The organism is Micromonospora palythoicola (genome assembly GCF_036689795.1).
In the GTDB taxonomy this organism is placed as follows: Bacteria; Actinomycetota; Actinomycetes; order Mycobacteriales; family Micromonosporaceae; genus Micromonospora; species Micromonospora palythoicola.
In genome coordinates, this window is sequence record NZ_JBAGKI010000090.1 from 1 (window position 1) to 21,733 (window position 21,733).

Here is a 21,733-nt window from a genome sequence, read left to right on the forward strand (position 1 = left end):
CGCCCCCCCGGTCCCCCCCCGGCCGCGGGGGGGGGGGCCCCGCCCGCGGCGGGGGGGGGCGGGGGGGGGGCGCCCCCCACGGGCCTCAGCCGCTGCGCCGGCGCAGGGTGGCCGCGGCGAGCACCAGCGCCAGCACCGCCGCGGCGGCGACGATCGCCACGTCGCGCCACATCGTGCCGGTCGGTTCGGCGTGCGTGCCGACTTCCTGCAGGGCCTCGACGGCGTACGACAGGGGCAGCACGTCACTGATCGCCTGCAACCAGCCGGCCATCTCGTCGCGGGGCACGAACAGCCCGCAGAGCAGCAGTTGTGGTGCGACCACGACCGGCATGAACTGTACGGCCTGGAACTCGGTGCGGGCGAAGGCGCTGCAGAGCAGGCCGAGCGCGACGGCGAGCACCGCGTTCAACGCGGCGATCATGATGACCAGGGCGCTGCTTCCGGCCGTCTGGAGGCCGAAGACCCAGTACGCGACGGCCGAGGCGATGCCGGCCTGCACCGCGCCGGCCAGCCCGAAGGCGATGCCGTACCCGAAGAGCAGGTCGGTCTTGGCCAGTGGGGTGGTGAGCAGTCGTTCCAGCGTGCCGGTGGTGCGCTCGCGCAGCATCGCGATGCTGGTCACCAGGAACATGATGATGAACGGGAAGAAGCCGAGCATCACCAGGGCGATCCGGTCGAAGCTCGACGGCTGTCCGGGCGGCGCGGGCTGGTCGGCGTACATGTAGTAGACCAGGGTGAGCAGGACGGTCGGCACGGCCACCAGCAGCGCGACGGTGCGTCTGTCGTGGCGCAACTGCCGCAGGATGCGCCCGACGGTGGCGGCCAGGATGCGCGGGTTCATCGTGCCTCCCCGGAGGGGTCGGGCTGGGCGGCTCGGATCAGCCGCAGGAAGGCCTCGTCGAGATCGTCCACGCCGGCGGCGGCCCGGACGGCCGCCGGTGTGTCGTCGGCGATGAGCCGGCCCTCGCGGATGAGCAGCAACCGGTCGCACCGGGCGGCCTCGTCCATCACGTGGCTGGACACCAGCAGGGTCGTCCCGGTCGCGGCCAGGGCATGGAAGCGGGCCCAGAGGTCGGCCCGCAGCACCGGATCCTGGCCGACGGTGGGCTCGTCCAACACGATCAGCTCGGGCTGGCCGACAAGTGCGCAGGCCAGCGACGCCCGGCTGCGCTGGCCGCCGGAGAGGGTGCCCACCAGTTGGCCGGCCGCCGAGGCCAGCCCGACGTCGGCCACCGCGCGGTCGGCCTCGGCCCGGTCGCGACCGTGCAGGGTCGCGAAGTAGCGGGCGTTCTCCCGCACCGTCAGGTCGGCGTAGACGCTCGGCGCCTGGGTCAGGTAACCGACCCGGTGGCGCAGCGGCGGCGAGCCGGCCGGGGCTCCGAGCACCGTCACCGTGCCGGCGGCGATCACCTGCACTCCGACGATCGCCCGCAGCAACGTGGTCTTGCCGCTGCCGCTCGGCCCGAGCAGGCCGGTGACCGAGCCACGCGGCACCGTGGCGTCGATCCCGTGCAGCACCCGCCGTCCGCCCCGGTCCACGACCAGGCCCCGGACGGCGATCGCGTCCGCCATCGCCCACCTCCCTTAATTCATCGTCTGGTGAAATCAACGGTAGATGAAATACCGCCGCTCCGGCAAGGCGCGGCCACCGGAACGGGGTCGCGTCGGACCGGTCGGGGCTGCGACCCTCGAACGATGGACATCGGTACCCGGGAGCCGACCTTCACCGTCAGCGAGGCGGCCCAGCGGGTCGGCCTGACCACCCACACGCTGCGTTGGTACGAGCAGGAGGGGCTGGTGGCCCCGGTGGGGCGGGACTCCGCCGGCCGGCGTCGCTACACCCCGCAGGACGTCAACTGGCTGCTCCTGCTGACCAGGCTGCGCCGCACCGGCATGCCGGTGCGCGACATGCGTCGCTACGTCGAACTGGCCCGCCAGGGTGACGGCACGCTCGGCGCCCGGCGGGCACTGTTCGAGGAGCATCGGGTGCGGGTGCTGCACCGGATGGCCGAGCTGGAGGAGGACCTCAAGGTGCTCGACTTCAAGATTGACCACTACCGGCGGGCGGAGCTCGGCGAGCTCGACTGACCGAGGCTCCTGATCGGGACGAAAATCTCGTAGAGTAACAAGGCCGTAGCAGGCGCAGGTAGCCACAGATCGGACGCCAGGTCCGTCACCGGGCATTGCACCCCGATCGGACGTGCGGCACGATGGCGCGGTGGATCACGCTCCGTCACCGGACAGTGGGTTCTTCGACGACTGGACCGCACGGCTTCGGGCCACCGCCGACCGACCCGTGGTGGGCATCCTGCTGCGCGGCAGCCACGCGCGCCGGGCCGCCACCGCGCACAGCGACGTCGACGTCGACGTCCTGCTCGGCGGCGCTCCGTACGCGGCCCGGCGGGCCTACCTCGCGGAGCACTCCGGCCGACTGACCCACGTGTCGGTCGCGGCCCGGGACATCCACTCGTGGGTGACCCGGCTCGGTGAGCCGGCCGACTGGGCGTTCGGCCTGCCGGTGACGGCACCCACCCGGCTGCTGTGGGCCGACTCCTACTGGCGGCACCGCATCGACCTGCCGGTGCTCTGCCAGCCGGCCGACGAGCCACGGCTGGAGGAACTGATCGCCACGCTGGGCAAGGTGGCCGCCGCCCGGGACGCCGAGGACGCGCTCGGTGCCCGGCTGGCCGCCGCCGACCTGGCCCGGCTCTGCCCGTCGGTGCTGCGGCTGGCGAACCCGTCGGTACGGGTGGTCTCCCGCCGGTCGGCCTTTGCCGCCGCGCTCGACCTGCCGGTGGCACCCGCCGGCTACCGCGAGGACATGCTGCGCTGTCTCGGCCTGCGTCCCGGCTCGACCGGACAGGTGTGGGCGGCGGCGGCCCGCCTGGTGACCGGCACCCTGCCACTGATCCGCCCGTACGCCACCGAGGTGGCCGGGGCGGCCGGTCCGGACCTCGCCGACGCCCTGCTGGACGGGCGGCTGGACCGCTACGTGGCCCAGTTGGGTCGGCCCGACGGCGGCACGCCGTCCGTCAGCCGGGAGCCGGCTGGGGTACCCGCGCCGCGTGCGGGACAATGGGTCACTGTGCCCGTTCCTGACGCGCCGGTGACCGGCGCCCACCCTGACCTGCCGGAGTCGCCGGGCGGTTCGCAGCGACCGTCTCGGCTCGACCCGGCGATCGCCGGCCGCCTGCGGCGTACTCCCGACGGTCTGGTGGCCGCCGTGGTCCGCCAACACGACAGCGGCGAGGTGCTGATGATGGCCTGGATGGACGACGAGGCGCTGCACCGCACGTTGACCACCGGTCGGGCCACCTACTGGTCGCGCAGCCGGCGTGAGTACTGGGTCAAGGGCGCCACCTCCGGCCACCACCAGTACGTCCGCTCGGTGGCCCTCGACTGCGACGGCGACGCGGTGCTGGTGAGCGTGGACCAGGTCGGCGCCGCCTGCCACACCGGGCAGCGCACCTGCTTCTCCGACGAACTCCCGGTCACCGGCGAGGTCGCCTCATGAGCGAGCGGAGTGAGCGAATCATCAGGCTCAGCGCGGTGGTGCCTCATGGCGGCGCGGAGCGAAGCGGAGTGCCGGCATGAGCGATGGTCGGGTGAGCCCGGACGCGGCCACCTTCACGGAGTTGGCCGCCCGGTGGCGGGTGGTGCCGGTCACCCGCCGGCTGCTCGCCGACGCGGAGACCCCGGTCGGCGTCTACCGCAAGCTCGCCGGTGGTCCGGGGACGTTCCTGTTGGAGTCCGCCGAGCAGGGCGTCGGCTCGTCCGGCCTGGCCTGGGCCCGGTACTCCTTCGTCGGGGTGCGCAGCAGCGCCACGCTCGTCGAGCGGGACGGCGCCGCGGCCTGGCTCGGCGTGCCGCCGGTCGGGCTGCCGACCACCGGGGACCCGGTCGAGGTGCTGCGCGCGACGGTGGCGGCGCTGGCCGGCCCGCCCGGCGCGCCGGGTGACGGGACACCACCGCTGACCGGCGGCATGGTCGGCTATCTCGGCTACGACCTCATTCGCCGCTTCGAGCGGCTGCCCGCGCTCACCGAGGACGACCTGCGCCTGCCCGAGCTTGGCATGATGCTCGCCACCGACCTGGTGGTGCTCGACCACTTCGACGGTTCGGCGATCCTGGTCGCCAACGCGATCCTGCCGCCGCTCGACGAGCCGGGCCGCGACGAGCGGGTCACCGCCGCCTACCACCACGCGGTGGGCCGGCTGGACGCGATGACCACCGCACTGTCGCGGCCCATCCCGCCGATGGTCGCCACGGTCGCCCGACCGCCGGCCGGCGAGGTGCGCAGCCGTACCCCGGACGGCGGGTACCCGAAGGCGGTGGAGGCGGCGAAGGAGGCGATCCGGGCCGGTGAGTGCTTCCAGATCGTGCTCGCGCAGCGGTTCGAGCGGGAGACCGACGCCGACCCGCTGGACGTCTACCGGGTGCTGCGCACCACGAATCCCAGCCCTTACATGTACCTGCTGCGCTTCGACGACTTCGACATCGTCGGGTCGTCACCGGAGGCGCACCTGAAGGTGACCGGTGAGGTGGACGGCGAGCGGCGGGCGCTGCTGCATCCGATCGCCGGCACCCGTCCGCGCGGCGCGACCCCGGAGGCCGACAACCGGCTCGCCGCCGAGCTGCTCGCCGATCCCAAGGAGCGTGCCGAGCATGTGATGCTCGTCGACCTGGGGCGCAACGATCTGGGCCGGGTGTGTCGTCCCGGCACCGTCGAGGTGCCGGAGTTCGCCACCATCGAGCGGTACAGCCACGTGATGCACATCGTCTCCACGGTGGTCGGCACGCTGCGGGCGGACCGCACCGCCTTCGACGCGCTCGCCGCGACCTTTCCGGCGGGCACGCTCTCCGGCGCGCCGAAGGTGCGCGCCATGGAGATCATCGAGGAGTTGGAACCGGTCCGCCGGGGCCTCTACGGCGGCACGGTCGGCTACTTCGGGTTCGCCGGCGATCTCGACATGGCCATCGCGATCCGGACCGCGCTGATCCGCGCTGGCCGGGCGTACGTACAGGCCGGTGCCGGCGTGGTGGCCGACTCCGACCCGGCCGCCGAGGACCAGGAGACCCGGAACAAGGCCGCCGCGGTGCTGGCGGCCATCGCCGCCGCGGAAACCCTCCGGCCAGCCCGGTGAGCGCGAGGAACGTGGCGCAGCGGAGTCCCGCGGTCGCGAACGGAAGGTCAGCTCGGTGAGCGCGACGGAGGGGACCGGCGGCGGGCGGCCCGGCCGGCGCGAACTGGCGTACGCCGTGCTGCTCTGCCTGGCCGGCGCGGGGTTGGCGCTGTGGGCGGCGACCCGCACCTGGGTGGTCGACGTGGTCGGCCGCTCGGAGCCGATGCTGCTGGTGGAGGAGCGCACCGGCGGGCAGTTGCTGCCGTGGCTGCCGGCGCTGGCCCTCGTCGGGCTGGCCGGCGGCGGTGCGGTGCTGGCCACCCGGGGCCGGCCGCGTCGGGTGCTCGGCGGGCTGCTGACCCTGCTCGGTCTGGCCGTCGCGGCCGGTGGAGGGTACGGGCTCGTCGGTGACCTGGGTGATCCGGTCACCTGGCAGTGGCCGGCCCTCACCCTGCTCGGCGGGCTCCTCGCCGCTGTCGGTGGTTCGTCGACCATGTTGCGTGGGCACCGCTGGCCGGCGATGGGGGCCCGCTACGAGCGTCGGACCTCTCGGCCGGCCGGCACCAGCGGCCCGATCGGTGGCGCGGGCACCGTCGAGGCGTGGGAGGCCCTGGACCGCGGCGAGGATCCGACGGTCCGCTGACCGGCCGGAGGTTGCCGGGTGGCCGGGGGTGGCGCCGTGCGCCGCGAGAGGTGCGGGTGCGGTCAGCCGACCGGCTGGCGGGCGCGGGCGTGGGCGCGGGCCGCGGTGAGTTCCGCGACGAGGCGGTCCAGTTCGGCCCGCTGGTCGGCTCGGGCCCGGTCGGCACAGATGGCCTCCCAGGCGTTGCCGGACGCGGTCCGCATCCGGTCCGGCCCGACCATTGCCCGCTCCAACGTGTGGACCACACCGACGGCGAGCGACGCGACGGTGCGCGAGATGGTGGTGAGTCCGATGGTCTGGTGCGGCGCGGAGGTACTCATGATCACCCCGGGGAGAGATCGTCGTGACGGTGGGGCAGGCGCGTCATTGAGTGTGCCCGAGCCTGATGCTGCTCGGCCCGGGTTTCCTGGTGATGACCGCACCGTCAACTCTGCGGTAGAGGGCGTGACCGGCACAGGGACCTTGGTCCTTGAGCTTGGTCACACCATCGATGTGGCCGGATCGCTGACCGCCGACCGGGCGGCCGGAAGGCCCCTATATGGGCGATCGTCGATGATGTCGTTACTCATGGTGACGACCCGTGCGCGCAAGTCGGCCATTATGCCGCAGCCCGATTCGTGAGGCGCGCCATACCCCCGGCGGTCGGGTCCAGGTGGGGCCCCCTAGCATCGGCCCATGACACCCGGAGAGGGGAGTCCGTTGGTGACTGCTGAACATGCGCACGCGGAGGGGAACGAGGCCGGCCCGGCGGCGCCCGTCAGCGTGCTCGACGAGATCCTGGCCGGCGTCCGGGAGGACGTGGCCCGGCGGCAGGAACAGGTTCCGCTGGAGCGGATCCGTGAACTCGCCGCCGCCGCGCCGCCGCCGCTCGACGCGTACGCGGCGCTGCGCCGGCCCGGCGTCGCCGTCATCGCCGAGGTGAAGCGCGCCTCGCCGTCCAAGGGCAAGCTGGCCGAGATCGCCGACCCGGCGGACCTGGCCGGCGAGTACGCGGCCGGTGGGGCCCGGGCGATAAGTGTGCTCACCGAGGGACGCTGGTTCGGTGGGTCACTCGACGACCTGGCCGCCGTGCGGGCCGCGGTGAACATCCCGGTGCTGCGCAAGGACTTCGTGGTCTCCAGCTACCAGGTGCACGAGGCCCGCGCGCACGGCGCCGACCTGGTGCTGCTCATCGTCGCCGCGCTCGAGCAGAACGCGCTGGTCGGCCTGCTGGAGCGGATCGAGTCGCTGGGCATGACCGCGCTGGTCGAGGTGCACGACGAGGAGGAGGCCGACCGGGCCATGGAGGCCGGCGCCCAGGTCATCGGGGTCAACGCCCGCGACCTGCGTACCCTTCAGGTCGACCGGTCGGTGTTCGAGCGGATCGCGCCCGGCCTGCCGAGTCACGTCGTCAAGATCGCCGAGTCGGGTGTACGCGGCCCGCACGACCTGATCCGGTACGCCTCGGCCGGTGCCGACGCGGTGCTCGTCGGTGAGGGGCTGGTCACCCAGAAGAGTCCCCGGGAGGCGGTGGCCGAACTGGTCAACGCCGGCAACCACCCGGCGACCCCCCGCCCGGCGCGCTGAGCCGCGTTCGGCGACCCTTTGCGAGCGAGAGGACCCGCGATGAGTGCTGACGCCACGGACGTCGAGGTGCCGGCGCAGTTCCCCGACGCCGCCGGCCACTTCGGCACGTTCGGCGGCCGGTTCGTGCCGGAGGCGCTCGTCGCCGCCCTCGACGAGCTGGCGTCGGCGCACCGGGCGGCGATGGCCGACGAGTCGTTCCGGACCGAGTTCGCCGAATTGTTGCGCGACTACGCGGGTACGCCCTCGCTGCTCTACGAGGCCCGCCGGTTCTCCGCCCGGGCCGGTGCCCGGGTGCTGCTCAAGCGGGAGGACCTCAACCACACCGGCGCGCACAAGGTGCGCAACGTGCTCGGTCAGGCGCTGCTGACCCGGCGGATGGGCAAGCGGCGGGTGATCGCCGAGACCGGTGCCGGCCAGCACGGCGTCGCCACCGCCACCGCCGCGGCCCTGTTCGACCTGGAGTGCGTGGTCTACATGGGTCAGGTCGACACCGAGCGGCAGGCGCTGAACGTGGCCCGGATGCGGATGCTCGGCGCCACTGTCGTACCGGTGACGACCGGCTCGCGCACCCTCAAGGACGCGATGAACGAGGCGATGCGGGACTGGGTCGCCAACGTCGACGAGACCCACTACCTGATCGGTACCGCCGCCGGGCCGCACCCCTTCCCGGCGTTGGTCCGCGACTTCGTCCGGGGGATCGGCGAGGAGGCCCGGGCGCAGTGCCTGGACCTGACCGGTGCGCTGCCCGACGCGGTGACCGCCTGTGTCGGTGGCGGCTCCAACGCGCTCGGCATCTTCCACGCCTTCACCGACGACCCGCAGGTGCGGCTGTACGGCTTCGAGGCCGGCGGCGCCGGGGTGGACACCGGCCGGCACGCGGCCAGCATCACCGGCGGCTCCACCGGTGTCCTGCACGGCACCCGGACCTTCGTGCTCCAGGACGCCGACGGGCAGACGCAGGAGTCGCACTCGATCTCCGCGGGCCTGGACTACCCGGGCGTGGGCCCGGAACACGCCTGGCTGCACGACACCGGCCGGGCCACCTACCAACCGGTCACCGACGACGAGGCGATGGCCGCCTTCGAGCTGCTCTGCCGCACCGAGGGGATCATCCCCGCGATCGAGAGCGCGCACGCCCTGGCCGGCACCCTGGCCATCGCGCCGAAGCTCGCCGCCGAGCTGGGTCGGCAGCCCACCATCGTGGTCAACCTCTCCGGCCGGGGCGACAAGGACGTGCACACCGCCGGTGAGTACTTCGGCATCCTCGACAAGGAGTGAGGCCATGAGCGAGCGGACCAGCCGGATCGGGGTGGCGTTCGACAAGGCCCGGGCCGACGGCCGGGCGTTGCTGGTCGGCTGCATGCCGGCCGGGTTTCCCACCGTCGAGGGCAGCATCGCCGCGATGAAGGCGATGGTCGCCGCGGGCGTCGACGTGATCGAGGTGGAGATCCCGTACTCCGACCCGGTGATGGACGGCCCGGTGATCCAGCGTGCCAGCGACATCGCGCTGGCCGGCGGGGTGCGCACCCGGGACACCCTGCGCATCGTGGAGGCGGTGGCCGCCACCGGCGCCCCGGTGGTGACGATGACCTACTGGAACCCGATCGAGCGCTACGGGGTGGACGCGTTCGCCCGGGACCTCGCCGCGGCCGGCGGCACCGGGCTGATCACGCCCGACCTGATCCCGGAGGAGGCCGGCGAGTGGCTGGCCGCCTCGGACGCGCACGGGCTGGACCGCACGTTCCTGGTCGCACCGTCGTCGACCGACGAGCGGCTGGCGATGACCGCGGCGCACTGCCGGGGCTTCGTCTACGCCACCGCGATCATGGGCGTCACCGGCGCCCGGTCGCAGACCTCGCAGGCGGCGCCGGTGCTGGTGTCCCGGGTGCGGGAGGTCACCGACCTGCCGGTCGGCGTCGGCCTGGGCGTGGGCACCGGAGCTCAGGCCGCCACCGTCGCCGGGTACGCCGACGCGGTCATCGTCGGCAGCGCGCTCATCCGCTGCCTGCTCGACGCCCCCGACGAGGCGGCCGCGCTGACCGCCCTGCGCACCCTGAGCGCCGAACTGTCCGACGGCGTCCACCACCCAACCCGCTAACACCCCACCCCACCCCACCGCGTCGTCGATCTTGCAGTTTTGGTCGCTATGCTGCGAAGAATGTCGGCTTTGTGGCGACCGGAAGTGCAAGATCGCGGGGGTGGGGGTGGGGAGGGGCGGCGGACCGGGGTGACGGTACGGGGGTGCGCAGCGGTAGCGTGTGCACCCGTGAGTCTCGCCTCGCCGACGTCCCTGGCCGCCATCCCGAGTCCGAGCAACGCCGTTTGGCAGCTCGGCCCGTTGCCCATCCGGGCGTACGCGCTGTGCATCCTCGCCGGCATCGCGGTGGCCTGCTGGGTCACCGAGCGGCGGCTGCGCCAGCGCGGCGCGGCCCCGGGCGCGGTGCTCGACATCGCCCTCTGGGCGGTGCCGGCGGGCATCATCGGCGCCCGGATCTACCACGTGATCACCTCACCGGCCCCGTACTTCGGCACCGGCGGGGACTGGTTCAAGATCTTCTTGATTTACGAGGGTGGGCTGGGTATCTGGGGCGCGGTCGCCGGTGGCGCGGTCGGCGCCTGGATCGGGGCCCGGCAACTGGGCATGCCGCTGACGACGGTCGCCGACGCGCTGGCACCAGGTCTGCCGCTGGCCCAGGCGATCGGCCGGCTGGGCAACTGGTTCAACAACGAGCTCTACGGCGGGCGGACCGACCTGCCCTGGGGGCTGGAGATCCACCGGATGGAGGGCGGCCAGGCACTGCGCGACGAGGCCGGCCAGCCGATCCTGGAGGAGGGGCTCTACCACCCGACCTTCGCGTACGAGCTGCTGTGGAACGTCGGCGTCGCCGCGATGGTGTATCTCGTCGACCGTAAGCTGCGGCTCGGCCGTGGTCGCGCCTTCGCCCTCTACGTGATGGGCTACACCGCCGGCCGGTTCTGGATCGAGATGATGCGTACCGACGACGCCAACACGATCCTCGGCGTACGGATCAACGTCTGGACCGCGGCGCTGGTGTTCCTCGGCGCCCTCGTCTACTTCCTGCGGGTGCGCGGGCCACGGGAGTACCTGATCCCGGTGGGTCTGCCGAGCGTCGCCACCGCCCCGTCCGCCAGCTCCGACGTCTCGCAGGTGGACCTGTCGGCCAAGGGCGCCACCACCGAGCAGGCCAGGCCCGAGGGTTACCGCGTGGTCGACGAGGAGCAGTTCGCGCACTGGCGCCGGACCGGCGAGGCGCCACCCGACGCGGGCGCTCAGCCCGATCCGGGCCGGTTGGACGACGAGGCGACCACGGCATCCCGGCCGTTGGCTGAGCAGCCCGAAGGGTCGGCCGGCGGGTCCGCCGAGCCGGCTGGTGCGAGCGCCGGGTCGGCCGGTGGGCGCGCCGGGTCGGCCGGCGGTCCAGCCGACGCCGCGCACGCCGCGCCGGCGTCGGGCGCACCGGCCGAGGGCACGGCGGCGGAGTCCGCCGCCGCGCGGCCCGCCGAGCGCGACAGCTGAGGTCAGGGGGACGCCATGCGGACCGCGGTGGTGGTCGGCGGCGGGCTGGGCGGCCTGGCGGTCTCCGGTGCGCTCGCCCGCTCGGGCTGGCAGGTCACCCTCCTGGAGCGGGCCGACCGGATCCGCCCGGAGCCGGCCGCCGTGGTGCTCTGGCCCAACGGGGTCCGGGCGCTGCGCACGCTCGGGCTCGGTGCCGGTCTGGACGCCATCGCCACCGTCCTGTCCGACGGCGGGGTACGCCGCCCGGACGGGCACTGGCTGGTGCAACCACGACCGACGCCGGCCGAACGCCTGCCGGTGGTGGTGCACCGGGAGGACCTGCACGACGCGCTGATCGCGGGCCTCGGCGAGCGGGTCGAACTGCGTACCGGGGTGACGGTGCGGACGGTGCGGGCGGCCGCTGGTGAGCGGCCCGCCGTCGGCGACGGCCGGCACACGTACGAAGCGGACCTGGTCATCGCCGCCGACGGTACGGACAGCGTGATCCGTCGCCAGCTCGCCCCCGCGTCCGGGGTGGTCAGCTCCGGCTGCGCCGCCTGGCGGGCGGTCATCCCCTGGTACCGCGCGCCGAGCCTGGCCGACGCGGTGGGCGGTGAGATCCTCGGTGCCGGTTACCGGTTCGTCTCCGCCTCGCTGGGCGAGCGCGGCTCCTCCGGTGCCTCCAGCCGGGGCGGCATCTACTGGATGGCCACCGCGGCGGGTGCCGCCCGACCCGAACCGCCCGAGACGCAGTTGGCGCTGCTGCGTCGCTGGTACGCCGGGTGGCCCGCGCCGGTCGACGAACTGCTGGCCGCGACCGAACCGGCCGACCTGGTGCAGCGGGAGATCCGCGAGCTGCGTCCGCTGCCCCGGGCGTTCGGCTATCCGGCCGGGCCGGGCGGGGTGGTGCTGCTCGGTGACGCCGCGCACGCCATGCCACCGCACCTCGGGCAGGGTGCCTGCCTCGCCTTCGAGGACGCCGCGACGCTCGCCGCGCTGCTGCGCGAGTCGACCCTGCCCGACGCGGTGGTGGCGTACGACCGGGCGCGGCGGCCCCGCGCGGCGGCCGTGGTCCGGCAGACGCGCCGAATGTCCGCCGTGCTGCGCACCCGAGGTCGCCTTGCGCTGCGCGCCCGCGACGCCGCCCTGGGCACCATCACCCCCCGCCTGCTCGGCACCGCCGCCTCGATCGCCACCCAGTGGCGGCCGCCAGCCTGACCGTTGGCTCCCCGCCCAGCCTGACCGTCACCCCGACGACCTCGCCGCCCGGATCGACCGGGTCGGCATATTGATCACGGCTCGCACACATGATCTTCCCGACAGTGTCGAACAAATGCCGCAGGCTGCTGTTTCGAGGCGTTGACAGATCGAAATGTGCAAGAGAAAGTGAGTGATCAATTCACGGGGGTGTCTACTTTGGTCACTTATTTATGGTATCAACCTGCCCAGATTCGGTCGCGTCGACCGCGCCGGCTGGCGATCGCCTCGGTTGTCGCACTGATCGGATCAGGACTCGGCGTGGTGGCCGGCGAACCCACGTCCGCCCTGGCTCAGTCCACACCGGCCCCGGACTGCTCGGTGACGGAAGCCGCGGACGAGGCGGCTGCCGCGGCGTTGGCCTCCGAGTGTGGTGTGTCGGTGGAGGCATTGAGTGAGCGGACCGAGTTCGAGCAGGTGGTGGTGGAGCCGTCGGGTTCGCAGACGTTGACGGTGGCGGCGGTGCCGCAGCGGGTTCGCCGGGGCGATGGTTCGTGGGCGGCGATCGACCCCACGTTGTCGGTGTCCGGTGGCGCGGTGGTGCCGGCGGCGACGTTGACGGATGTTCGTTTTTCAGCCGGTGGGTCGGGGCCGTTGGTGAGCTGGCGGACGGGCGATTCGTCGTTCACGGTCTCGTGGCCCTTGGGGGCGCTACCAGCGCCGCGGCTGAGCGGTGCGACCGCGGTGTACGACGCGGTGCTTCCTGGGGTGAATCTGCATGTGACAGCGTTGCGGGAGGGCTTCTCGCACGCGGTGGAGATTCTGACTCCGGCCGCGGCGGCGAACCCGGCGGTGCGTCAGATCCGGTACGCGCTCGGTGGAGACCTCCAGGTGGAGTCGGATGCCCGTGGTGGGCTGCGGCTGATTGATCCGGCGGGCGAGACGGTGGCGGTCACGCACGCGGCGTCGATGTGGGACTCGTCGGTGGATCCGGCGCTCGCGGGCGAGGTGACCTCGTTGCGTGGCGCTGACCCGGCGGAGGTCCAGCCGGCGACGGGTGCGGAGCCCAGCGTCACGTCGCGGCGGACGGATGTCGCGTTGGAGGTCGATGACGGTGAGCTGACCGTGCTCGCGGACGAGGCGGTGTTGGATGACCCGTCGGTGACGTGGCCGGTGTTCGTGGATCCGCCGTTCAACGGGTTGCGGTCGAAGTGGGCGTACGCGAACAGCGCGAACAAGAACTGGGACGTGGGCAACCGGGCGTGGGTGGGCCGCAACTCGTACGACGGGGTGTTGTACCGCTCGTTCTTCGACTTCAACGTCTCGGCCCTGCGCGGTACGCAGATTCTGTCCGCGAAGGTGACCATGAAGTTGGACCACTCGTGGTCGTGTGGCCCGACGTGGGTGCACCTGTACCGGACGTCAGCGATCACGGTGTCCAGCGGGGCCCGGATGTCGTGGTCGACGCGGCCGTTGCCGTCGTCGTACTGGTTGGACTCGTGGGAGGGCAACGCCAACGAGGCCGGTGGCTGTGGGTCGGTGCAGCCGGACGCGAACGCGGTCTTCGAGGGCTCCACGCTGAAGAACGATGTGCAGAATCGGGCGACGGCGAATGCGACGACCTACACCGTCGGGTTGTGCGCCTGCAACAGCGACGGGCAGTACGAGTCGACGCAGGAGCGGTGGAAGAAGTTCTTCACCGGCAGCACGTACCTGGTCGCGACGTACGACAAGAAGCCCAACCCGCCGGTCGCGCAGGCGTTCACCACGACGACGGACTGCTACAAGGCGTGCACGTCGCCGGCAGTGGTGCGCACCACGACACCGACGCTGCGGGCGAACGTGTCCGACCCGTACAACGGGAACCTGAAGACCACCTTCGAGGTGCGCACCTCGGCGTCGGCGTCGGCGACGCTGGTGGCAGGTAACTCCTCGGCGCCGACGACAACAGCGGCACCGGGCACCGCCACATGGAAGGTGCCGTCCGGGTTGGCCAACGGGTCGACCTACTACTGGCGGGCGCAGTCCAAGGACGAGAACAACCTGACCGGCGACTGGTCGGGGTGGCAGACGCTGAGCGTGGACACGGCACCACCGGTGATCTCGTTGGTGTCCTCGACGCAGTATCCGCTGCGGCAGTGGGGTGCCGAGGTGGGCACCGCGGGCACCTTCGCGGCCAGCGGCGGCTCGGACATCGCCGACTTCACCTGGTGGGTGGACAACGGCGCGGCAACCACGGTCACGGCGTCGGGCACCAACCCGAAGACGATGTCGGTGGCGCACACTCCGGCCACGGACATGGTGCACACGCTGAACGTGGTGGCCAAGGACATCGCCGGCAACATCAGCCCGACGCACCCGCACCAGTTCTGGGTGTCGCCGGTGCCGAACAAGTTCGCCCGCTGGAAGTTCGACGAGGCGTCCGGCTCGACGGCGGCGGACTCGGGCTCGGGTGGTAGCGCACTGTCGCCGGGGACGTTGTCGGGTTCGGTGGCGTTCGGGCCGGGCTACCTGAGCAACGCCGCCTCGTTCACCGGAACGGGCGGTCAGATCACCACCACCGGGCCGGTGCTGGACACCACCAGGAGCTTCACGGTGATGGCCTGGGTCCGCGCCGCCGACCTCGCGGCGCACGACTATCAGGTGGCCGTCAGTCAGGACGGTACGGCGGCCAGTCGCTTCCAGTTGATGTACAACAAGGACGCCAACGGCGGCGCGGGCGGCTGGTGCTTCGCGATGAGCCCCACCGACGGTGGAAACGCCACCAGCGCCTGCACGGACGGTGCCACCTGGGGGACGCCGACCGAGGGCACCTGGGTGCACCTGGCCGGTGTGTACGACGCCGCCGCCGACAAGATCCGCGCGTACGTGATGGGTGACCTGCTCAGCTGCGGTGGCGAGACCGCCGAGACGTCGTTCACGGGTACCTGGTCGGCGACCGGATCGTTCGCGATCGGCCGGGGACAGTCGTCGGGTGCGGCCGTGAACCGTTGGCGCGGCGAGATCGATGACGTGCACGCGTTCCAGCGCACCCTGTCGGCCTGGGAGATCTGCCAGCAGGCCGCTCAGTAGCTCCACGCAACCGCGAACTCATCCGGCTCCGGGCGGTCCGACCCCGGTCACGTCAGGCTGCCCGAGCCGGTCTCCTTTGGTCTTTGGTTCGTCCCGTTCCACCTCCGGTTTGTCTGTCGAAGCATGCATGGGGAGCAGAGCGATGAGCGTTGAGGTCGGTGGCCCGCGACAGCGGGCGAGCACGATGGTGCGTACCAATCGCCGCGTACGGTGGCTGGCCACCCCGCTGGCGTTTGTCCTGGCGGTCACGATGTTCGAGCAGCCGTCGGCTGCCGAGGCGGCGCCGAAGTGGGATCCGCCGAAGCCGAAGGAGGTCGCCGGGCTGCAGGTGACCGACGCCCGGCCGAAGGCCGCTCGTGCGGCGTTCTCAGCGGAGTCGCGGACAGTGCGTCAGCCGCGCCCGGTGAGCTGGCCGGCAGCCGGTACGGCGACGGTCCGGCCGAAGGTGGCCGGTGCGGGTCGGGCCGGCGAGCTGCCGGTGACGGTCTCCGCCGTGGAGTCGGAGGGCTCCGGCGCCCGGGCGTTGGCCGGACCGGACGTGGTGTCGGTACGGATGTTCGACCGGGCGGCGACGACGCGGGCGGGTGTGCAGGGTGTGCTGCTGGGTCTGCGGCGCGCGGACGGCAGGACGGGCAATGGTCAGGTGTCTGTCGAGGTGGACTTCTCGGAGTTCGCGCACGCGTTCGGTGGTGACTGGGCGTCGCGGCTGCGGCTGGTGCGGCGGCCGGAATGTGCGGCTAGCACGCCGCAACTCGCGGAATGCCAGACGTCGACGCCGGTGCCGACGGTGAACGACCCGCAGGCGTCGACGGTGTCGGCGCGGCTGAACCTGTCGGGCGAAGCGATGACGCTGCTCGCCGTGCAGGCCGACTCGGACGGCGACAACGGTGACTACAAGGCCACCGACCTGTCGCCCGCCGGCGCCTGGGAGGTGTCGACGCAGACCGGCGACTTCTCCTGGTCGTACGAACTGCGGATGCCGCCGTCGTTGGGCGGCCCGGCACCGTCGGTGAGCCTGGCGTACTCGTCGGGCAGCGTGGACGGCATGACCGCGATGACGAACAACCAGGGCGGTTGGGTGGGCGACGGTTGGACGTCCTGGCCGGGCTTCATCGAGCGGCGCTACGCCTCCTGCGGAGACGACAACCCGGACCACAAGACCGGTGACCTGTGCTGGTTCAGCGACAACGCGACGCTGTCGCTGAACGGCCGGGCGGGCGAACTGGTCCGCAGCGGGTCGGTGTGGCGGTTGAAGAATGACGACGGCACCAAGATCGAGCGGGTCACCGACTCGACCCGGAACAACGGCGACGACGACAACGAGTACTGGAAGGTGACCACCACCGACGGGGTGCAGTACTACTTCGGCTACCACCGGCTGCCGGGCTGGTCCTCGGACAAGCCGGTGACCAACTCGACGTGGACCGCCCCGGTGTACGGCAACAACTCCGGCGAGCCGTGCTACCACTCGACGTTCGCCAACGCCCGCTGCGACCAGGGGTGGCGGTGGAACCTCGACTACGTCGTCGACCCGAACAACAACTCTCTCGCATACTTCTACAAGAAGGAGACCGGCGCGTACGGGCGCAACAACACGCCGACCCAGCGGACCACCTACGACCGGGGCGGCTACCTGGACCGCATCGAGTACGGCATGCGCAAGGGCTCGGAGTACAGCGCGGCGGCCCCTCTGCGGGTGACGTTCGAGACCAACGAGCGGTGCCTGTCGAACTGCTGGACGGGAACGGCGTGGACCTCGGACCCGAAGCCGAACTCGTGGCCGGACACGCCGTGGGACCAGTACTGCAAGGAGTCGCCGTGCGTGGAGCAGAACGCACCGACGTTCTGGTCGGCACGGCGGCTGACCAAGGTCACCGCGCAGTTGCGTAACGGCACCTCGTCGTACCGGGATGTGGAGTCCTGGGCGTTGCGGCACGAGTTCATCAACGCCGGCACCGGTGAAGGCACGCCGATGTGGCTGCGCGGCGTGACCCGCACCGGGCACGTGACCACCGCCGGCGGTGTCGCGGTCTCCGATCCGGAGATCACGTTCAACCCTGGGGCGGAGCCGTTGGCCAACCGGGTGGACGGGCCGTCGGACCAGCGCACCGAGTTGAACCGGTGGCGGATCAAGCAGATCCGCACCGAGTCCGGCGGCGACATCCTGATCACCTATTCGGGCCACGACTGCACCCGCGGCAGCCTGCCGACGCCGCACTCGAACACCAAGCGGTGCATGCCGGCGTACTTCTCCTGGCCGGGCAGCGGCGACCCGACCCTCGACTGGTTCCACAAGTACGTGGTGACCCGGATCGACCAGGACGACCTGGTCACCGACCAACCCAACCAGACCACCTTCTACGACTACCTGGACACCCCCGCCTGGGCGTACAACACCGACGAACTGACCAAGGACAAGCACCGCACCTGGGGCGACTGGCGCGGCTACGGCCGGGTTCGGGTTCGCCAGGGCGACCCGACCAACGGGGTGCAGACCTCCGTCGAGTACCGCTACCTGCGCGGCATGCACGGCGACAAGCAACCCAACAACGGCAGCCGCGACGTGCAGGTGGTCGACACCTGGGGCGGCTCGATCACCGACCACGAGGCGTTGCAGGGCTTCGTCCGCCAGGAGATCACCTACAACGGGGTCAGCAGTGGCGGCGTCAACGGTGCCGAGGTGTCCTCCACCCTCAACGAGCCGTGGCGCCGCGGTCCGACCGCGACCCGGACCCGCAACGGCGTCACCACCAACGCCTGGATGGTCAACAACGCCTCGACCCGGACCCGGACCGCGCTCGCGACCGGCGGCTTCCGGATCACGAAGACCGCCACCACGTACAACCCGGACGGTTTGCCGACGGCGGTGGACGACGCCGGTGACGAGAACGTCACCGGGGACGAGACCTGTACCCGTACCAGCTACGCCCGCAACGACGACAGCTGGATGATCGACCGGGTCAGCCAGAAGGAGACGCTGTCGGTCAGGTGCGCGGACGCGCCGAGCACGGCCACGCCGGCCACAGTGCTCAAGCGGGAGCGCTCCTTCTACGACAGCTACACCGGCGACTCGTCCTTTGGCGCGGCCCCGACCAGGGGCAACGTGGTGCGTGCCGAGGATCTGGACCGCTTCAACGGCTCCACCCCGGTATATGTGCGCACCCAGTCGACCAGCTACGACGGCAACGGCCGGGTCACCTCCACGACCGACGCCAGGGGTTACAGCAGCACCACCGACTACACGACGGCCAACGGTGGCCTGCTCACCCAGACGGTGGAGACCAACCCGCTCGGTCACACGAAGACCACCGCGCGGGAACCGGCGTGGAACCTCGCCACCCGGGTGACCGACGAGAACGGGGCGTTCACGGACCTGACCTACGACGGTCTGGGCCGGCTGACCAACGTGTGGTTGCCCGGTCGGAACAAGGCCAACCAGACCCCGAGCACGAAGATCAGCTATCTGGTGCGCAACAGCGGCGGTCCGACCGCCGTCACCACCGAGAGCCTGCTGGTGACCGGTTCGACGTACAAGAAGTCGGTCACCCTGTACGACGGGTTCCTGCGCGAGCGGCAGAGCCAGACCCAGGCCACCGGTGGCGGGCGGTTGTTGGCGGAGACGTTCCACAACGCCCGTGGCGAGGTGGAGTGGACCTCCGAGCCGTACTACGACTCCACCAACGCGGCACCCTCGAACACGCTTGGCACGCCGCAGGGGCAGATCCCGTCGATCACGCAGAACGTGTACGACGGGGCCGGTCGGCAGACCGCCGAGATCTTCAAGGCTCTCGGCGTGGAGAAGTGGCGGACCAGCACCAGCCACGGCGGCGACCGGACGCACGTCACGGCCCCGCAGGGCGGCATCGTCAGCACCGTCATCACCGACGCCAAGGGGCAGACCACCCGGCTGCGGCAGTACAAGAACCGAACCGACGTCGGGTCGACAGATCCCGCCACCTACGACGAGACGCAGTACACCTACACCCTGCTCGGGCAGCAGAAGACCATCAAGGACCCGGCCGGCAACACCTGGTCGTACAGCTACGACCTGCGCGGCCGGGAGATCCAGTCGGTCGACCCGGACAAGGGCACGACGAACTCCACGTACGACGTCGAGGGCAATGTGCTCACGGTGACGGCGCCGTTGGGCAACGGCACCGCGACCGTCGCCTACACCTACGACGAACTGGGTCGCAAGACCAGTGTGCGGGATGACAGCCCGACCGGCGTGAAGCGGGCCGACTGGGTCTTCGACACGCTGCCCAACGGAAAGGGCAAGCTGACCTCAACCACGCGCTACATCGGTAGCGAGGCGTGGACCAGTCGGACCGATTCCTACGACGCGTTCGGGCGGACCACCTCCACCTCCCTGGTGGTGCCCTCGTCGGAGGCTCAGCTGTGCGCGGCGGCGCCGAATCCCTGCGTCTACACCACGACCACCAGTTACCGGGTCAACGGACAGGTGCACCAGGTCAACCTGCCGGCCGCGGCCGATCTGCCGGCGGAACGGCTGACCTTCGGCTACAACGATCTCAGCGAGGACGGCTCCTTGCTGTCGGCGGCACAGATCTACGTCGGGGCGGTGACCTACAACAAGTTGGGCCAGCTGACCGGGCGGGAACTGGGCCAGTACGGCTCCCGGGTCGCGGTCACCTCCGACTTCGACGAGCCGACCCGCCGGCTCAAGGGCACCAACGTGGTGCCGGAGCTGCAGCCGGAGGCGGCGAACTGGTCCTACGAACACGACGCGGCCGGCAACATCACCAAGATCAAGGAGCAGCCGCAGGGGCAGACCGCCGACACGCAGTGCTACAACTACGACCATCTGCGGCGGCTGACCCGGGCCTGGACCCCCGGCTCCGGTGATTGTGCCGTGAGTCCCACCGTCGCCGGACTCGGTGGACCGGCGCCCTACTGGCACTCCTGGACCTTCGACGTCACCGGCAACCGGTTGACCGAGACCCGGCACGCGGGAACCAGCACCACCTTCACCTACACCCATCCGCCGGCGGGTTCGGCCAGGCCGCACACGGTCACCAACGTCACCGCGACCGGAGGCGTCTCGTGGAGCCGTAACTACGGCTACGACAACGCCGGCAACACCGTCACCCGGCCCACCGCCAGCGGCGCCACCCAGAGTCTGGTGTGGAACCGGGAAGGTGACCTGGAGAGCGTCACCGAGGGTGGCAGCACCACCAGCTTCCGCTACGACACCGAGGGCAACCGGCTGACCCGTGCCGATGCCACCGGCAAGACCCTCTACCTGCCCGGCGGTCTGGAGATCCGCTACACCAACGCCACCGCCGCGAAGACCGCCACCCGCTACTACACCCACGCGGAAGCGGTCGTCGCGATGCGGACCGGTCAGGGTCTGTACTGGATCCTCGGTGACCACCACGGCACCGCCGAGATCACCATCAACGCGGCCACTCTGGCGGTGGCCAAGCGCCGCACCCTGCCGTACGGCGACACCCGGGGCAGCGCGGTCGGCACCTGGCCGGCCGCCATGGACAAGGGGTTCGTTGGCGGCACCAAGGATCCCACCGGCCTGACCCACATCGGCGCCCGGGAGTACGACCCGTTCATCGGCCGGTTCATCAGTGTGGACCCGGTCATCGACTACGCCGACCCCCAGCAGATGCACGGCTACGCGTACAGCAACAACAACCCGGTGAGCTTCACCGACCCGGACGGTGAGTTCCTCCGGAGCATCGTGCAGAAGGCTACGAATGCTGCCAAGGCGACCGGGAAGTTCCTGCATGACAACGCCGGGAACATCTCGCTCGGGCTGGGGGTGGCGGCAATGGCGTGTTCGGTCATTCCGCCGCTACAGGTGGCTGCGCCGTTCCTCGCGGCGGCCTCGGCGGGGTTCGGTGCCTACGATGCGGGCAAGAGCTTCAAGAACGGCGAATACACCGACGCCGCGGTCGGAGTGGCCGGCCTGATTCCCGGCGGGAAGGCCGTGATCCAGGCCGGCAAGTTGATCAAGGCTACCGCCGGCCCGGCAACGAAGTTCACCGCCGCCAAGTTTCAGCACATGAAGGTTGGCTGGCAGAACCACAAGTTCCAGCAGGGTGCCCGCCGCCCCGGCCAGGACGAGAGCTACCGGAAGCTGGCGTACCAGATGGAGACCCAGGGGATGATGTTCGCCGACTTCGCCGTCAGCACCCATCGCCGGGTCCTCGGAGAGGCCGCGGATCAGGTGATCAAACAGCCCAAGACCGGGCTGGACTTCATGGGCAACGTGATGTTGCTGGAGAACGTCAACTACAACACCTGCAAGTGGTACGTCGGCTGCGAGTCCTCACGGCACGCGACGCTGTTCCCGCAGCAGGCGCCGCGTAATGTCGTCAAGGCGAGCAGCGGCGCCAGAGGCAGTGGCAGCGGCGGTTACCGGCCAAAGGCGACGCCGGCGAAGAATTCGCCGTCCGCGCCGGTGCGAACGCCGACGTACAACTGGACGCCCGGGCGACTCGGCGGTATCTAGGCAGGATCGCGTAGCGCCCGGTCGCTGACCCGGGTCGAGTGAGGTGGGGGGGGGCCCCGCGGGAATTGAAACAGGGGGGGCCCCCCCCCCGGGGGGGGGCCCCCCCCGCGCGGGGCGCGGGGGGGGGG

At 71.4% G+C, this 21,733-nt stretch carries 14 protein-coding genes and 1 pseudogene; 12 read left to right on the plus strand and 3 right to left on the minus strand.

Annotated features, from left to right (window positions below):
- Window positions 1-85: 85 nt before the first annotated feature.
- Together V5O40_RS25765 and V5O40_RS25770 are read right to left on the minus strand one after the other, a co-directional pair.
- On the minus strand, window positions 86-841 hold the full coding sequence (locus V5O40_RS25765) for an ABC transporter permease (RefSeq protein WP_332907865.1): 756 nt from the start codon (window positions 839-841) through the stop codon (window positions 86-88).
- Window positions 838-1,572, minus strand: a complete 735-nt coding sequence (locus tag V5O40_RS25770; protein WP_269737445.1) for an ABC transporter ATP-binding protein — start codon at window positions 1,570-1,572, stop codon at window positions 838-840. The genes V5O40_RS25765 and V5O40_RS25770 overlap by 4 nt, the downstream gene beginning before the upstream one ends.
- Before the next feature lie 123 nt (window positions 1,573-1,695).
- Between V5O40_RS25770 and V5O40_RS25775 the strand changes: the two genes are divergently transcribed.
- From V5O40_RS25775 to V5O40_RS25795, 5 genes and pseudogenes are all read left to right on the plus strand, one after another.
- Window positions 1,696-2,088 carry a MerR family transcriptional regulator gene (locus V5O40_RS25775; protein ID WP_269737444.1) on the plus strand — a complete coding sequence of 131 codons (393 nt, stop codon included), beginning with the start codon at window positions 1,696-1,698 and terminating at the stop codon, window positions 2,086-2,088.
- Between the two features lie 493 nt (window positions 2,089-2,581).
- Window positions 2,582-2,905, plus strand: a pseudogene (locus tag V5O40_RS25780) (phosphoribosyl-AMP cyclohydrolase); the annotation flags it as partial.
- A gap of 180 nt (window positions 2,906-3,085) precedes the next feature.
- Complete coding sequence (gene hisI, locus V5O40_RS25785) at window positions 3,086-3,514, plus strand: phosphoribosyl-AMP cyclohydrolase (RefSeq protein ID WP_332907874.1); 429 nt, start codon at window positions 3,086-3,088, stop codon at window positions 3,512-3,514.
- 76 nt (window positions 3,515-3,590) lie between these two features.
- Complete coding sequence (locus V5O40_RS25790; protein WP_332907866.1) at window positions 3,591-5,144, plus strand: anthranilate synthase component I; 1,554 nt, start codon at window positions 3,591-3,593, stop codon at window positions 5,142-5,144.
- A gap of 55 nt (window positions 5,145-5,199) precedes the next feature.
- Window positions 5,200-5,766 (plus strand): Trp biosynthesis-associated membrane protein, encoded by a 567-nt coding sequence (locus V5O40_RS25795; RefSeq protein ID WP_332907867.1) that lies wholly within the window; start codon window positions 5,200-5,202, stop codon window positions 5,764-5,766.
- Between the two features lie 62 nt (window positions 5,767-5,828).
- Here V5O40_RS25795 and V5O40_RS25800 read toward each other — a convergent pair whose 3' ends face one another.
- Entirely contained in the window at window positions 5,829-6,086 is a 258-nt protein-coding gene (locus tag V5O40_RS25800) for a hypothetical protein (protein WP_269737441.1), read from the minus strand.
- Window positions 6,087-6,528: 442 nt separating this feature from the next.
- Here V5O40_RS25800 and trpC point away from each other — a divergent pair, with 442 nt between their 5' ends.
- The 7 genes from trpC to V5O40_RS25835 all read left to right on the plus strand — a co-directional run bounded on the left by trpC (window position 6,529) and on the right by V5O40_RS25835 (window position 21,605).
- Complete coding sequence (gene trpC / locus V5O40_RS25805) at window positions 6,529-7,332, plus strand: indole-3-glycerol phosphate synthase TrpC (RefSeq protein ID WP_332907875.1); 804 nt, start codon at window positions 6,529-6,531, stop codon at window positions 7,330-7,332.
- A gap of 39 nt (window positions 7,333-7,371) precedes the next feature.
- Window positions 7,372-8,610, plus strand: a complete 1,239-nt coding sequence (trpB, locus tag V5O40_RS25810) for a tryptophan synthase subunit beta (RefSeq protein WP_332907868.1) — start codon at window positions 7,372-7,374, stop codon at window positions 8,608-8,610.
- Window positions 8,611-8,614: 4 nt separating this feature from the next.
- Entirely contained in the window at window positions 8,615-9,430 is an 816-nt protein-coding gene (gene trpA / locus V5O40_RS25815; protein ID WP_332907869.1) for a tryptophan synthase subunit alpha, read from the plus strand.
- Between the two features lie 168 nt (window positions 9,431-9,598).
- On the plus strand, window positions 9,599-10,870 hold the full coding sequence (lgt, locus tag V5O40_RS25820) for a prolipoprotein diacylglyceryl transferase (RefSeq protein WP_332907870.1): 1,272 nt from the start codon (window positions 9,599-9,601) through the stop codon (window positions 10,868-10,870).
- Between the two features lie 15 nt (window positions 10,871-10,885).
- On the plus strand, window positions 10,886-12,067 hold the full coding sequence (locus V5O40_RS25825; protein WP_332907871.1) for an FAD-dependent oxidoreductase: 1,182 nt from the start codon (window positions 10,886-10,888) through the stop codon (window positions 12,065-12,067).
- A gap of 360 nt (window positions 12,068-12,427) precedes the next feature.
- Window positions 12,428-15,118: a LamG-like jellyroll fold domain-containing protein gene (locus V5O40_RS25830; protein ID WP_332907872.1), complete on the plus strand. Its 2,691-nt coding sequence runs from the start codon at window positions 12,428-12,430 to the stop codon at window positions 15,116-15,118.
- Between the two features lie 142 nt (window positions 15,119-15,260).
- Window positions 15,261-21,605: an RHS repeat-associated core domain-containing protein gene (locus V5O40_RS25835; RefSeq protein ID WP_332907873.1), complete on the plus strand. Its 6,345-nt coding sequence runs from the start codon at window positions 15,261-15,263 to the stop codon at window positions 21,603-21,605.
- Window positions 21,606-21,733 lie beyond the last annotated feature (128 nt).